The sequence below is a fragment of the Streptomyces sp. NPDC001858 genome (genome assembly GCF_053594615.1).
Genome location: NZ_JBSFEV010000016.1, coordinates 1 through 14636 on the forward strand (window position 1 = coordinate 1; position 14636 = coordinate 14636).

Annotated in this window: 11 protein-coding genes and 2 pseudogenes; 6 read left to right on the plus strand and 7 right to left on the minus strand. The window is 69.7% G+C overall.

Translation table 11 applies throughout. The features are described 5' to 3' along the window. Window positions 1-578: 578 nt before the first annotated feature. Window positions 579-1028: a PTS sugar transporter subunit IIA gene (locus ACWCPF_RS22595; RefSeq protein WP_451046858.1), complete on the plus strand. Its 450-nt coding sequence runs from the start codon at window positions 579-581 to the stop codon at window positions 1026-1028. 80 nt (window positions 1029-1108) lie between these two features. Then, complete coding sequence (ptsP, locus tag ACWCPF_RS22600; RefSeq protein WP_451046859.1) at window positions 1109-2779, plus strand: phosphoenolpyruvate--protein phosphotransferase; 1671 nt, start codon at window positions 1109-1111, stop codon at window positions 2777-2779. Window positions 2780-2869: 90 nt separating this feature from the next. On the opposite strand, the gene ACWCPF_RS22605 is transcribed toward ptsP, so the two are convergent. Together ACWCPF_RS22605 and ACWCPF_RS22610 are read right to left on the minus strand one after the other, a co-directional pair. Then, window positions 2870-3763: a hypothetical protein gene (locus tag ACWCPF_RS22605; RefSeq protein WP_451046860.1), complete on the minus strand. Its 894-nt coding sequence runs from the start codon at window positions 3761-3763 to the stop codon at window positions 2870-2872. Between the two features lie 187 nt (window positions 3764-3950). After that, on the minus strand, window positions 3951-5918 hold the full coding sequence (locus ACWCPF_RS22610; RefSeq protein ID WP_451046861.1) for an acetoacetate--CoA ligase: 1968 nt from the start codon (window positions 5916-5918) through the stop codon (window positions 3951-3953). Between the two features lie 214 nt (window positions 5919-6132). Between ACWCPF_RS22610 and ACWCPF_RS22615 the strand changes: the two genes are divergently transcribed. Further along, the gene (locus tag ACWCPF_RS22615; RefSeq protein WP_451046862.1) at window positions 6133-8499 is read left to right on the plus strand and encodes a glycoside hydrolase family 31 protein; all 2367 of its coding nucleotides are present in this window, start codon (window positions 6133-6135) and stop codon (window positions 8497-8499) included. 109 nt (window positions 8500-8608) lie between these two features. Here the strand turns inward: ACWCPF_RS22615 and ACWCPF_RS22620 are convergent, their stop codons facing one another. After that, window positions 8609-9145 (minus strand): NUDIX domain-containing protein, encoded by a 537-nt coding sequence (locus tag ACWCPF_RS22620; protein WP_451046863.1) that lies wholly within the window; start codon window positions 9143-9145, stop codon window positions 8609-8611. A 47-nt stretch (window positions 9146-9192) separates the two neighbouring features. Then, window positions 9193-10002: a M15 family metallopeptidase gene (locus ACWCPF_RS22625; RefSeq protein WP_451046864.1), complete on the minus strand. Its 810-nt coding sequence runs from the start codon at window positions 10000-10002 to the stop codon at window positions 9193-9195. Window positions 10003-10102: 100 nt separating this feature from the next. Here ACWCPF_RS22625 and ACWCPF_RS22630 point away from each other — a divergent pair, with 100 nt between their 5' ends. The 3 genes and pseudogenes from ACWCPF_RS22630 to ACWCPF_RS22640 form a co-directional block, all read left to right on the plus strand. Then, window positions 10103-10528, plus strand: a complete 426-nt coding sequence (locus ACWCPF_RS22630; RefSeq protein WP_451046984.1) for a Zn-ribbon domain-containing OB-fold protein — start codon at window positions 10103-10105, stop codon at window positions 10526-10528. Next, on the plus strand, window positions 10525-11715 hold the full coding sequence (locus ACWCPF_RS22635; RefSeq protein ID WP_451046865.1) for a lipid-transfer protein: 1191 nt from the start codon (window positions 10525-10527) through the stop codon (window positions 11713-11715). The genes ACWCPF_RS22630 and ACWCPF_RS22635 overlap by 4 nt, the downstream gene beginning before the upstream one ends. Window positions 11716-11907: 192 nt before the next feature. Beyond that, window positions 11908-12494: pseudogene (locus ACWCPF_RS22640) on the plus strand (CBS domain-containing protein); the annotation flags it as partial. A 629-nt stretch (window positions 12495-13123) separates the two neighbouring features. Here the strand turns inward: ACWCPF_RS22640 and ACWCPF_RS22645 are convergent. The 3 genes and pseudogenes from ACWCPF_RS22645 to ACWCPF_RS22655 form a co-directional block, all read right to left on the minus strand. Further along, the gene (locus ACWCPF_RS22645; protein WP_451046985.1) at window positions 13124-13729 is read right to left on the minus strand and encodes a GTP-binding protein; all 606 of its coding nucleotides are present in this window, start codon (window positions 13727-13729) and stop codon (window positions 13124-13126) included. A gap of 81 nt (window positions 13730-13810) precedes the next feature. Continuing rightward, window positions 13811-14212: pseudogene (locus ACWCPF_RS22650) on the minus strand (hypothetical protein); the annotation flags it as partial. A 24-nt stretch (window positions 14213-14236) separates the two neighbouring features. Then, complete coding sequence (locus ACWCPF_RS22655; protein WP_451046866.1) at window positions 14237-14632, minus strand: DUF742 domain-containing protein; 396 nt, start codon at window positions 14630-14632, stop codon at window positions 14237-14239. Between the last annotated feature and the right edge of the window lie 4 nt (window positions 14633-14636).

Consider the following 14636-nt stretch of genomic DNA (forward strand, 5'->3'; position numbering starts at 1 on the left):
CCGTGAATGTTTTCCCGTAATCGGGACGACACCACGAGAGCGGAACAGCCAGGCGGAATAAGCCCGGCCGTTCACAGCGTCCTCGCTGTGTTTTACTTCAAAGGAACCTCATCCTCAGCTATCACTGCCGGGGACGGGGTATCAACATATCTGGCGTTGATTTTTGGCACGCTGTTGAGTTCTCAAGGAACGGACGCTTCCTTTGTACTTACCCGAGCTTCACTCAGGCTTTCCTCCGGGCAGTTTCCCTTCGGTCTTGCGTTCCAGACTCTATCAGGGTTTTTCCGGCCTTCTGACCACCGTCCTGCAGGCATGCAGAAGATGATCCAAAGATAGGATCTGACAAGTTGGATGCTGCTCGGCAAGCGCGCTTGTTCGCGTCGCTCACCCTCAAGCAGGAGCACGACTGTACACGGGGCCACGGAGTCGCTGCAAATCGATTAGGCTAGTGGTCTAGACCATGGATCGGGAGCTCTCGTGCGGAAGCGGTACTTCGTATGACATACCCTGCTGCACAGTGCGCCGTCCTGGACAGGCAGTAACGGCCCATATACATCTCCACCCCCGGGAGGCTTCCCATGACCACCGTGACGTCCCCTCTTGCAGGACGCGCCATCGGGCTGGCAGCGGTGCCGGATCCGGTCTTCTCCGGAGCCATGGTCGGCCCGGGCACAGCGATCGACCCGGTGCGTGAGCCTTCCGAGGCCGTCGCCCCCGTGGACGGAGTCATCGTCTCCCTCCATCCGCACGCTTTCGTCGTGGTGGACGCCGACGGGCATGGAGTGCTCACCCATCTCGGGATCGACACCGTGCAGCTCAACGGCGAGGGCTTCGAGCTGCTCGTGAACAAGGGCGACACCGTCACGCGTGGGCAGAGCATCGTGCGGTGGAACCCGGGCGCAGTCGAGGAGGCCGGCAAGTCCCCGGTGTGCCCGATCGTCGCACTGGAGGCCACGGCTGATTCTCTCGGTGAACTCCGTGAAGATGGCGACGTGAAGGCCGGCGACGTCCTCTTTTCCTGGCAGTAGTGCCGAGGCCGTCATGTCGACGGCGCAACAGGACAATCACCGCGGCGGCGGGACCCGCCGCACTATCGGAGACGGGTGAAATGGAGACAACGCTGCGAGGCGTCGGTGTCAGTCACGGAGTGGCGATCGGCGAGGTTCGGCACATGGGAACGGCGGTGCTCGAACCGCCTGCCAAGCAGATACCTGCGGAGGACGCGGAGCGCGAGCAGGGGCGCGCCCGCAAAGCTGTGGAGGCCGTGGCAGCCGACCTCATGGCTCGCGGCAATCTGGCGGGGGGTGAAGCCCAGGCAGTGCTCGAAGCGCAGGCCATGATGGCTCAGGACCCCGAGTTGATGGTCGACGTGGACCGGCGTATCGCCGTCGGGAGCACGGCCGAGCGCGCTGTGTACGACGCATTCGCCGCGTACCGGGAGTTGCTGGCCGGAGCAGGCGAGTACCTCGCCGGCCGCGTAGCCGATCTCGACGATGTGCGGAATCGTATCGTCGCCCGTCTGCTGGGTGTTCCGATGCCGGGTGTCCCGGACAGTGACGAGCCCTATGTGCTGGTTGCGCGGGACCTGGCGCCCGCCGACACCGCGCTGCTGGACCCCACGCTGGTGCTCGGTTTCGTGACCGAGGAGGGCGGGCCGACGAGCCACAGTGCGATCCTCGCCCGCGCGCTCGGTGTGCCGGCTGTCGTGGCTCTGCCGGGAGCCGGTGAGCTCGCCGAGGGAACGGTGATCGCCGTCGACGGCAGCACCGGCGACATCTTCGTCAACCCGAGCGACGAGAAGAAGGGCCGGCTGCGCGCAGCGGCCGCGGAGCGCAAGGCGGCGCTGGCCGCCTCGACCGGTCCGGGTGCCACTGCGGACGGTCACAAGGTGCCGCTGCTCGCGAACATCGGCGGACCCGCCGATGTGCCTGCGGCCGTCGAGGCCGGCGCTGAGGGCGTCGGGCTCTTCCGGACCGAGTTCCTCTTTCTCGACGACAGCAAGCATGCCCCGTCCGAGGAGAAGCAGGTCGAGGCCTACCGCCAGGTGCTCGAGGCCTTCCCCGAGGGACGAGTCGTCGTGCGGGTGCTGGACGCGGGTGCGGACAAGCCTCTGGACTTCCTGACTCCGGCCGACGAGCCCAACCCGGCGCTGGGTGTGCGTGGGCTTCGGACGCTGCTGGACCACCCCGACGTCCTGCGGACCCAGTTGACGGCGCTGGCGAAGGCCGTCGAGGGGCTGCCGGTCTACCTCGAGGTGATGGCGCCGATGGTGGCGGACCGCGCCGACGCGAAGGCGTTCGCGGACGCGTGCCGTGAGGCGGGCCTGCAGGCGAAGTTCGGCGCGATGGTGGAGATTCCGTCGGCCGCTCTGCGGGCTCGTTCGATCCTGCAGGAGGTGGAGTTCCTGTCGCTGGGCACGAACGACCTCGCGCAGTACACCTTCGCCGCCGACCGGCAGGTGGGTGCGGTGTCCCGGCTGCAGGATCCGTGGCAGCCCGCGCTGCTGGACCTCGTCGCCGTGTCCGCCGAGGCGGCCAAGGCCGAGGGCAAGAGCTGCGGTGTCTGTGGTGAGGCCGCTGCCGATCCGCTGCTCGCGTGTGTGCTGGCGGGTCTGGGTGTCACCTCTCTTTCCATGGGGTCGGCGTCGATCCCCTACGTGCGGGCGTCCCTGGCGAAGTTCACGCTGGCTCAGTGCGAGCGTGCCGCGGCAGCCGCGCGGGCCACGGACAGTGCCGAGGAGGCACGCAACGCGGCGCAGGCCGTGCTGTCCGGCGAGTAGTGGTCGGATCTGGTCGGCGATGAGCCGGTGAGCAGGGGCGCTCCGCCTTCGGGTGGCGCGCCCCTGCTGTATGTGGGCGTTCCGTTTCGTTCAGTGGTGGTGGCCCGGCGGCCGTCCGTCCGGGCCGAGGTCCGGTGGGAAGCAGTAGTCCACGCCGGACTCGGGTGAGATGAGGTCGCCGGATTCGACGTCGGTGCAATAGGCGTCGAAGACCTCCCCGGCGGTCAGGGGTTCGAGGCCTTCTCCGCGCAGACGCCACCCGTAGATCCGGTCGGGGGTGTCGGGAGCGCTGGTGCGCATGACCAGGCCGCCCGGACTTTGCGTGGCGAGTCCCAGGGCGAGGACGGTGGTGAACTCGAGTGCTTCGGCCTCGTCGAGTTGTGTGGCGCCGTCGGCCTCTTCGTCCGCGTGGAGCACGGCGACGAGCGTTTCGGGTGTGCCGGTGACGCTGCAGACGAGATGCCGGTTGCCGGGTGATGCCGTGTCGAGGATGCGGGCGACGAGATCCGATGCGCGTGTGAAGGCCGCGCGGCCGATGTCCTCCCCGCAGGTGGCGCAGGCGCCGAGGCGGGCCAGCAGGGTGGCCGCGTACTCCCAGGTCGCCTGTCGGACGGCTTCATCGACGAGGGCGGGCAGGAGGTCGGTGAGGGGCTGGCCCTCGTAGGGGATGGTGGGGCCGGTGGTGGCGAGTTCGGCCGTGAAGCGGGTGCGGTTGGCGGGGATGTCGGGGTCGAGGCCCTTGGTGGTGCAGTACTCGGCGTACTCCTGCGGGTCGAAGAGCGCCACGGTGGTGTGGCTGCCCTGCAGTGCGCGTGTCCGCAGGAGGTCTTCGACCTGCTGGAGGTACGTCGGGTGATCGTCGAAGGTGAAGGTGCGGTAGCGCCGCATGGCACGGAAGTCGTGTTCGTCGGTGAGCAGGCCGATGGTGCCGGCGATTTCACGGCGCAGGACGCGTCGCATCGTTCGGCGGTCGATGTGTGCCATGTTTTCCCCCTGTGTGCACAGTCGATCAATGCTCACTCACAGTAATCGACGGCACTGACAATCGGGGGCTCGCCAGTCGACCTCCAACCCTGTCGCGGCGAAACGTGCAGGTCACGACCATAGTGCTATCGAGGACGAGCCCGCCGAAAGCGCCGGCGCGATCGCCTTGGTGACTGTGAGTGCGGGCTCAGGACCGCTTGCGGGCGAGGTCCTCGTAGAAGTGCAGGAGGTTCAGGTTGTCGATGGAGCCGGGGTTGACGGCCTTTTCCAGTGGGGTGCCCTGGAGGAGGCGTTTGACGGGGACCTCGATCCGTTTGCCGGTGAGGGTGTGCGGGACTCCGGGTACCTCGATGACCTCGTCGGGGATGTGGCGCGGCGAGAGCTGTTCGCGGATGGCCTGTTTGATGCGGGCGAGGAGTGCCTCGTCGAGGACCGCTCCGGGGGCGAGGTGCACGAAGAGGGGCATCCAGTAGCCGCCGTCGGCCTGTTCGATGCCGATGACCAGGGATTCCTTGATCTCGGGGAGCCGTTCGACGACCTCGTAGATGTCGGCGGAGCCCATGCGCACGCCTTGGCGGTTGAGCGTGGAGTCGGAGCGGCCGTGGATGACGACGGAGCCCCGTGAGGTGATGGTGATCCAGTCGCCGTGGCGCCATACGCCGGGGTAGGTGTCGAAGTAGCTGTCGTGGTAGCGGCTGCCGTCGGGGTCGTTCCAGAAGCGGACCGGCATGGAAGGCATGGGGTTGGTGACGACGAGTTCGCCGACCTCGTCGATCAGGGGGCGGCCGCTCGGGTCCCAGGACTGCAGGTCGGTGCCGAGGCCGGCGGCCTGGAGTTCGCCGGTGTGGACCGGGAGCGTCGGGACGGCTCCGGCGAAGCAGGAGCACACGTCCGTGCCGCCACTGACGGAGGCGATCCACAGGTCGTCGCGTACCTCGTCGTGCAGCCAGCGGAAGCCGTCGGGCGGGAGGGGGGAGCCTGTGGTGGCGACGCACTGGATCTGCGAGAGGTCGTAGTCGCGGGCGGGGTGCACCTCGGCCTTGCGGCAGGCCATGACGTAGGCCGCCGAGGTGCCGTAGAGGGTGGCGCCGGTGCGTTCGGCGACGCGCCACTGTGCGCCCGTGTCGGGGTAGCCGGGGCTGCCGTCGTAGAGAACGATCGTCGTGCCGGTCAGGAGGCCGGAGACGAGGAAGTTCCACATCATCCAGCCGGTCGAGGTGTACCAGAAGAAACGATCCTCGGGGCCCAGGTCGCAGTGCAGTCCGAGCTGCTTGAGGTGCTCGACCAGGATGCCGCCCTGGGACTGCACGATGGCCTTGGGCAGGCCGGTGGTACCGGAGGAGTAGAGCACCCAGAGCGGGTGGTCGAAGGGGACCTGTTCGAAGACGGGCTCCTGGTCCGCGGCCGTCAGGGCCGCCCAGTCCAGGGCGCCCTCGGGCGGCTCCGTGCCCAGGAGGGGGATGTGGACCACGGCACGGAGCGTGGGCAGTTCGGCGCGCAGTTCGGCGACGACGTCCCGGCGGTCGTGCTCCTTACCGCCGTAGCGGTAGCCGTCGACGGTGAACAGGACGACGGGTTCGACCTGCTGGAAGCGGTCGAGGACGCTGCGGGCGCCGAAATCGGGGGCGCAGGAGGTCCAGACGCCGCCAACGGCGGCCGTGGCGAGGAGGGCTACGACGGCCTGTGGGATGTTCGGGAGGTAGCCGCTGATCCGGTCCCCGCGGCGGACGCCGAGGGCGCGCAGTTCGGCGGCGAGGGAGCCGACCTGGCGGCGCAGCTCGGACCAGGAGACCGGGCTCGGCTCATGGATCTCGTCGACATACAGCAGGGCGGGTTCGGCCGGGCGGGTGGCGGCCGCGCGCAGGGCGTGCTCGGCGTAGTTCAGCGTCGCGCCGGGGAACCACTGGGCGCCGGGCATGGCGCGGTCGCCCAGCACGCGCGCGTAGGGCGTCAAGAACCGTACGTCGAACCATTCCGTGACGGCTTGCCAGAACGTGTCCAGCTCGTCGACGGACCAGCGGTGCAGCGCCGGATAGCCGCCTTCGGAGGGGGCTCCGTGGTGTTCGGCCGCCCAGGTCTGGAACTTCGTCACCTGGGCCTGGGCGATGCGCTGTGCATCTGGCCGCCAGAGCGGCTCGGGGTTCACGGTCGGCATGGGGCGGCTCCCGGACTCTGCGCGTCGTGTGCGTCGCCCGCGCACGAGCTGGGGTGGTGCGCGTGACGCGGCTGACACGGACGATGCCATGTGATCGACTTCTGCACCAGGGTGGGCTCCGCACGGTCCGTGTCGTGAAGATGTGGTCCCGCCACAGGTGAACGGCAGTTGAACGACCCGCGCGCGTGGCGCGGTCAGTGACAGGGTGAACAGCATGGACGGTCGTGACCTGGTGCGTTCGATGAAGGCGGTCGGTTCTGCGGGGACGGCCCAGGGTCTGCGCACCGTGAGGTCCGCATGGCGCAGGAGGCGTGCGGACGCGTCCGGGTTGCCGGTGCGGGGTCCCGAGCGGGCGCGGGTGCCGGGTCCGGTGCAGGAGGCGGAGCCGGGACCCGGCGGGGGGACGCTTCGGTTCAGCCGCTCGGAGCTGAGGATCCATGTCGCGGTGAACGGGGCCGTGTTCTGGGGTTGGGACGGTGCGGAGCCGGAGCCGTCGTACGCGTTGGCCGGACGTTGTCCGGAGCCGGATCCCCGGGCGGTGCTGGAGCCGGACAAGGACGGCGGGTGGCGGGTCGTCGCCGAGCGGGTGACGGTTGTGGTCTCCCGGCACGGCGCTGTCGAGGTGTGCACGCCGGGAGGCGTGATGTTGCGCCGTGATCTGCCGCCCCGGTGGTGGGATCCGGAGGACGGGGGCCAGGCGCGCTGGATGCAGCGCTCGGAGGTGGCGGCGGACGCGCGTTTCTTCGGTCTAGGGGGGCGGGCGTCCGGGCCGCGGCTGCGGGACGGGACGTATCGGTTGTGGAACACAGATCCCGGGCACGCGTTCGGTCGTGGTGATGATCCGCTCTATCTGACGATGCCGGTGCAACTGGTGGTGGCCGACGCCGCCACCCATCTGGTGTTCCACGACACGTCCTGGGACGGCACGGTCATGCTGCGCGAGGGCGAGGAGGGAGCCGGCTCGGGGCACGACCGGCCGGGCTCGTGCGAGGTGCGGATGGACGGCGGACCTCTGCGCCGTTGGGTGATCGTGGGCACTCCCGCGCGCGTGCTCCTCGCCTGGGCGTCGCTCACGGGGGCTGCGGCGGTGCCGCCCGTGTGGGCGCTCGGTCATCATCACGCGCGCTGGGGCTTCGGCAGTGAGCAGGAGGTTCGGCGGATCGTGGCGGGCTATCAGGAGCACGGCCTGCCGCTGGACGCGGTCCATCTCGACATCGACCACTACGACGAGCACCAGGTGTTCACCGTCGACCAGGACCGCTTCCCGAAGCTTTCGGTGCTCGCCGACGAGCTGCGGCGGGACGGGATACGTCTGGTGTCGGTCGTCGACCCGGCGGTCAAGGCCGCGTCGGGCAACGCCGTGTACGACGGCGGGGTCGCCGAGGACGCGTTCGTGCGCGATGCGTCGGGACAGGTCGTCGAGGGGGTGGTGTGGCCTGGAGAGGCGGTTTTCCCGGACTTCACGCACGCGCGTGTGCGGCAGTGGTGGGGCGGTCTCTACGCGGAACGGATCGCGGAGGGGTTCTCGGGGTTCTGGCACGACATGAACGAGCCGACGTCGTTCGCGGCGTTCGGGGAGTCGACGTTGCCTCGCTCCGCGCGGCACTCGCTGGAGGGGCGCGGCGGTGATCATCGCGAGGCGCACAACGTGTACGGGCTGTGCATGGCCTGGGCGGCCTACGAGGGCTTGCGGGAGCTGGTTCCGGACCAGCGTCCGTTCGTCTTCTCGCGGTCGGGCTGGGCGGGCCAGCAGCGGTACGGCGGCGCATGGTCCGGGGATGTCGCCACGGGATGGCCGGGTTTGCGGGCGTCCTTGTCCCTGGTGATGGGGCTCGGGCTGTGCGGGGTGCCGTATTCGGGGCCGGACGTGGGCGGTTTCGACGGCAGTCCGTCGCCCGAGCTGTATCTGCGCTGGTTCCAGCTGGGCGCGTACCTGCCGCTGTTCCGCACGCACGCGAGCCTGCGGGCGGGTCGCCGGGAGCCGTGGGAGTTCGGTCCCGAGGTGTTGGAGCACGCGCGTGTGGCGCTCGTCGAGCGGCGGCGGCTGCTGCCGTACTTCGTGACGCTGGCGCAGCTGGCCCGGCGTACCGGCGCCCCTTATGTGCGCCCTTTGTGGTGGGGCGCGCCCCGGAACCGCGCGTTGCGGGATTGCGAGGACGCGTTCCTGCTGGGTGACTGTCTGTTGGTGGCGCCGGTGCTGGACCCGGGCACGGACCGTCGTGCGGTGCAGTTGCCGCGGGGGCTCTGGTACGACACGGCGACGGGGCGGGGGTACCAGGGGCCGGGGCAGGTGCTCGTGGACGCCCCGTTGTCGCGTATTCCGGTGTTCGCGCGTGCCGGCGCCGTCCTGCCCGTGCGGGGCGACGACGGCGGGTTGGAGCTGGAGGTGTGGGCACCGGTCAAGGGGCGGACGGGTGGTGGCCTGGTGGTGCGGGACGCCGGCGACGGCTGGGAGGAGCCGGAGACCGAACGGTACATCGCGCGCTGGCAGGGCTCGCAGGTCGTCGTCGAGCGGGAGGGTGCGGACGGCGTGCACGCACCGTCCTACCCGGTGCGCGTACGCGGGCTCGGCCAGTGGTGAGCTCTGGCCCGTCCGGCGGATCAGGTCGGAAAGGCGGAGGCGTCTGATCGGCGCGAGTGAGCCTACGGACCCGACTCCGCCTCTCCGGCGTGATCCGCAGGCGCGGGCCCTAGATGTAGCGGCCCTCGAAGAACGCCCGCGCGGCAAGCGTGTGCAGGGGGAAGGCGAGTTCCTCCGCCCTGCGCAGGAGGTGCCAGCCCTCGGTCTCGTCCGTGGCGGCGGACTCCGGGAGACGCTCCGCGGGGCACTCCGGCAGGAGCCCGAACAGCAGCAGGTGGCCGTTGGAGGAGCTCATGGCGTCGGCCAGTCGCACATCCCGGGGCGCGGCCTCGATGCCGGTCTCCTCTCTGAGTTCGCGGACGATGGCCTGTCGCCAGTCCTCACCGTCGTCGATGTAGCCGCCGGGCAGTGCGACGCCCCCGCGTGCGGGTTCGATGGTTCGGGTGATGACTACCAGGGCGGTGCCCTTCGTGTCGTAGACGGGCTGGAGCGCGACGGCCACCGGTAGCGGGTTGCGGTATGCCACGGCGGCGCAGGCCGGACAGGTGCGGGGCCAGCCGGTGACGCCCTCCCCGTAGGGCGCTCCGCAACTCGAACAGTGGGAGTCGCGCGCGGAGTTCGAAGTGGAGTGCAGAGTATCGGACACGCGGCGGAGCGTATCCGATCTTGGCGAGGGCGTCGTACGGAGGCTGCTCAGCGGCCGTTTGAGAGGGACTCTACGGAGACTGGGAAGTCGAAGTAGGTGTCGGGGTGGGGCTCGGGCTTGAAGGTGTAGTGCCACCATTCCTCGGCGAGGTTCACGAAGCCGAGGTCCTCCAGGGTGCCTTTGAGGAGCAGCCGGTTGGCCCGTTGCTGCCCTTGCACGCGCGTGTCCAGGGTGTGGGCCAATGTGTCGAAGCAATCGAAGCCGGTGGCCATGTCGACCGAGTTGTCGGGGAAGCGCTGCTCTTGCGGTGCGTAACAGGGAACGAGGGGTTCGCCGGGCACGTAGGGCCTGGTCGGCGTGGCCGGCAGCTTCACGATGGTGAGGTCCATGGTCGAGCCTCGGCTGTGACCGGACTTCTCGGCGATGTAACCGTCCGCGAACAGACGGGTCTTGTCGACGTTCGGATAGAACTCGGCCTTCGTGGTCTCGTCGTTCAGGTCCTCGGCCCAGCGGACGAAGTGGTTCACGGCGCGCTGGGGGCGGTAGCAGTCGTACACCTTGAGCGTGTATCCCTGCCGCAGCAGGGTCGTCTGGGCCTCGTGGAGGGCTTCGGCGGCCGGCCGGGTGAGGAGGCAGACGGGCTGCCGGTAGCCGTCGATGGGTTCGCCGACGAAGTTGTGCGGGGTGAAGTAGCGCATCTGCTGAAGGATGGTCGGGTCCACGGTTCTCAGGGCCACGAAGTCGGCGGGCGCCTCGGGGTCGGTGTGCGCTCGCGCCGTGGCGGAGGCGGTGGTCGCAGTCAGCAGGGCGGCGAGCACGGTGACGAGGCTGCGTACGGCACTGGACAGTCGTGTCATGTCTGCTCCCTGCCCAATTCCGGGCGCGCATGCCACACTCCTGACGACCCGTCAGATGACACACCCGGAGGGAGACCCCTTGTCGCGTACACGTACACCCGTGGTCGCCGGCTGGTTCACCGGGGAGGGCGACGACTTCAGACTGCTCGGGACGCGGTGCTCGGGGTGCCGGGCGGTGTTCTTCCCGCGCGAGGACACGCACTGCCGCAATCCGGGCTGCCAGGGTGGCGAGCTGGAGGAGGTCCCGCTCTCGCAGCGGGGACGCGTCTGGTCGTACACGGACAGCCGGTACCGCCCTCCGTCACCCTATGTGACCGACCCGGAACTTCCGTGGGAACCGTACGCGTTGATCGCTGTGGAGCTGGAGTCCGAGCGGATCGTGGTGCTGGGACAGGCGGTTCCCGGGGTCACCGTCACCGATCTGGCGGTGGGCATGGAGGTGGAGGTCGTACCGGGCGTGCTCGCAGAGGACGCCGAGACGACCTGGACGACCTGGCGATGGCGGCCGACGGGGGTGGCGGGATGACGGCAGAGGTGGCGGTGCTCGGCGCGGGAATGCATCCGTGGGGCAAGTGGGGTCGCGGCTTCGTCGAGTACGGGGTGAAGGCGGCGCGCGCGGCCCTCGCGGACGGGGGTGTGGACTGGCGGGACGTCGATTCGATCGTCGGCGCGGACACGGTGCGTGGCGGCTATCCGGGGTACGTAGCCGGTGCGACGTTCGCGAGAGCGCTGGGGTGGCAGGGAGCCCGGGTCGCGAGTGTGTACGCGGCGTGCGCGTCGGGGGCGCAGGCGATCAACACGGCCCGGGCCCAGATCCTGGCGGGGCTGGCGGACGTGGTGCTGGTGGTGGGGGCCGACTCCGCCCCCAAGGGCTTCTTCCGCCCGGCTGGCGGGGACCGGCCGGACGACCCGGACTGGCTGCGGTTCCGGGTGCTCGGGGCGACCAATCCGACGTACTTCGGGCTGTACGCGCGCAGGCGCATGGCCGTGCACGGGGACACGCCGGAGGACTTCGCGCAGGTCAAGGTGAAGAACGCAGCCATGGGAGCACTGAATCCGAACGCGCGGTACCGCAAGCGCGTGACCGCGGAGGAGGTCGCCGCCTCCGCGGTGGTCTCCGATCCGCTGCGGCTGCTGGACATCTGCGCTACGTCGGACGGCGGTGCGGCGCTGGTGCTGTCCAGCATGGAGTTCGCCCGTCGGCACGGAGCGGTGGATCCGGTGCGGATCAGGGCCGTGTCCACCGTGACGCCGCGCTATCCCAATATGGTGCTGGACCTGCCGGACATCGCGACCGACTCCGCGGCAGGGGCCGATCCGGCCGGAGAACCGTTCCGGGCCTCGATCGCCCGAGCCGCCTACGAGGAGGCGGGCATCGGTCCCGAGGATCTCTCGCTCGCCGAGGTCTACGACCTCTCCACCGCACTGGAGTTGCAGTGGTACGAGGACCTGGGCCTGTGCGGCGACGGTGAGGCCGCCAAGCTGCTCCGGGAGGGCGCGACGGCGCCCGGCGGGCGTATACCGGTCAACGCGAGCGGTGGGCTGGCTTCCTTCGGGGAGGCGGTGCCGGCGCAGGCGATCGCTCAGGTCTGCGAGGTCACCTGGCAGTTGCGGGGGCAGGCGGGCGATCGTCAGATCGCGAACGCGCGCGTGGCCGTCACGGCGAACCAGGGGCTGTTCGGTCATGGGTCGGCGGTGATCGCGGTGCGATGAAGAGCGCGGAGAAGCCTCGCGCGCCTGTGCCCGTCTGTCCTTGCGCCCCTGTGCCCTTGCGCCCTTGACCGAGGACTTGCACTCTCTGCTTCGCCTTCCAACCGGTGGTCAACCTGGCCATCGGAGGGGTCGCAGGGCTGGAAATGCTCGCCCGCCCGGAGGGAGGCGACGTCCTGACCCAGGCCCGACGGGTTGGCGCAGGGGGCACTGTTCGCGCCGCCGAGCCGGTTGCCCGAAGCGAACGCGTATAGCCGTTCCTCGGCCCCGGTTTCGTGTCGGCGACGAGGTCGGGGCCGTCGGTGCGGGAGTTCGTCCGACCGGCGGCGCTGTTGTCGGCGACCGCGTCCGCCGGTCAGGTACGGGCGTTGTTGACCGGGTCACCGAAGGTGTCCGGAGTACTGCTCGTGGACCGCACGGGGGTCCCGGTCCGATCGGTGCATCGCTCGCGGTTCCTGCTGTCGATGTCGGGGCGCTACGGCCACGCCCTGTACGCGGACCGCCCCGCCGCCACGCTCGGCGATCCGCCGCGGACGGTGGGCGTCGACGCGACCGCGTGGGAAGTACTGGATGCGGTCGCGGACGGCGACCGGGACCGCACCTCCGACGACGTGGCCGTGGTCGATCACGACGCGCGGTGCGTGGGCGTCGTCCGGCTCGCGGACCTCGTGCGGGCGCTGGCCGAGAGCCGGGGCGAGGAGGCGGCCGGGCTGAATCCGCTGACGCGGCTGCCCGGTTCGGACGCGATCACCGGGGAGGTGGAGCGCCGGATCGCGGGAGGCTGCGAAGTCATTGCGAGGGGCGAGTTGGGTGGTGGGGCAGGCGGGGCCGGCCGGATATGAGATCCGGCGCGGGTCGCAGCCGATGGCTGCGGGGACCGGGGCGGTGGGTGTGGAGCCGGGGATGGGCTGATCCGGGGCCGACAGCCCTGAGGCCGCTGACGGCCGGTGGCTTCGATGCCGCGAGCGGCTGGAACGGTCGGCAGGCGGTCCGAGGGTCAGTCAGAGGCGTGTGGGGGGCCCGAATTGGTCAGGGACCCGCCTGTGCGGCCAGCGAGTGGCTTCAGCGGCCGCGGTGTCCGGGTGCGGCGGTCGCGATCCTCCGGCTCCTGTACTCCCAACCGTTGTCGTCGGCCTCCTTGACGCTCCCTGGGCGCCGGTGAAAACTTCCCGGTGTCAGCCGACATCGCCGTACATTCTCGGCGTATCCAGGCACGCGCGACACGGGCTGCCCGACGGGAACACCCACTCCCCCAGGGGCGATTCGGCCACGAGCAACGGAGACCTGTTCGTCGGCGAGGTCATCGGTACGACGATCCTCGGCGCGTCTCGCACGCGCGTGTCCCTTTGAGCCACGGCCCGTACCCCGGTCGGCGGGGGTACGGGCCGTGCCAACCGTGCGGGCGGGCGTCTCAGGTGGTGACGGCCTTGCGGCGCTCGGCTCCGTAGTCCATCGCGTGTTGGACGACGCCGACGAGAACGTCTCGGACCGACCTTCGGTCGCGGGCGTCGCACAGCATCACCGGGACGTCGTCGTCGAGGTCGAGGGCCCCGCGTACGTCCTCCTCCGGGTAACGATCCGCGCCCTCGAAGCAGTTGACGGCGATGAGGAAGGGTATGGAGCGTCGTTCGAAGTAGTCGACGGCGGCGAAGCAGTCCTGCAGCCGGCGGGTGTCGGCGAGCACGACGGCGCCGAGCGAGCCCTCGGAGAGCTCGTCCCACATGAACCAGAACCGTTCCTGTCCGGGCGTGCCGAACAGGTAGAGCACGAGGTCCTCACGCAGGGTGATGCGCCCGAAGTCCATGGCGACGGTGGTGGTGTGCTTGCCCTCGACGCCGGTGGTGTCGTCGACCGGCAGGCCGGCCTCGGTGAGGTACTCCTCGGTACGCAGCGGCCTGATCTCGCTGACGGCGCCGACGAGCGTGGTCTTGCCGACGCCGAAGCCGCCGGCCACCAGGATCTTGAGCGTGACCGGCTCGACCGGGGGCTTGCCGCGCTCAGAACGCCCGAAGATCATCGATTGCTTCTCCTGCTTGATGGCTTGACTGGGGGGGTGGTCGGGCGGCGGGCTCCGGAGCTCGGTCCTGCCAGTGTCGAAGACTGGGGTGATCGCGGTGACATGGGGTGGGTGCGTGCCCCCGTGGTACGGATCGCTGACCTCGTGGGCGTCGCCGGGGCCGAGGCGCAATGCCGAACCGCGGCAGCGGACGGTCTCTTTGACGCTGCAGAGGTTGTTGAAGGCCTCAAGCAGAACCGGGTCGGATTTCGTACCCGGATCGGAACTCTGCGTAATCGCCGTGCGTTCCAAGACCAGATGCCCGTCATGGGTCACGGGCACGGCGGCGCGGCCTTCGTACGGGGCGAGGGCCGACAGGTCAGGAGGTCGAGTGATGGCGGTGGCTTCGATGGAGAGCGCTTCGACGAGCCGGACGTCCGGGCGGCGCGCGACGGTGTCCGTGAAGGCGCCGCCCCGGTTCGCCCAGAACTGCCGGCCGCTCACGTCTTCACCCCGCTTCCGCGCTGCTCACAGCGCTCGGAGGCCGTTGATGACGTCGCGCAGAATACCCTCGTCCGGCAGCTCGGCCGGGGGTACCGGCCGGTTCACGTGGACGAATTCCGCGTCGACGAGGTCACCGACGAGGACCCGTACGACTCCGATGGGCAGGTTGAGTTCGGCGGAGAGCTCGGCCACCGACTGCGGAGCGTCCCGGCACAGATCCACGATGTCCACGTGCTCGGGGGACAGCGAGGAGTCCGCGTCCGGATCGTCGGCGTGGGGCTCGACGACGACCACCGCGATCAGATCGAGGCGGTGCTGGACCGCACTGGTGGTACGGCCGCGCGTCATGGCGTACGGACGGACGACCGGTCCGGCCTCGTCGTCGAACCAGCGACTTCTTCCCTGACCGTCTGTGCTCATGCCA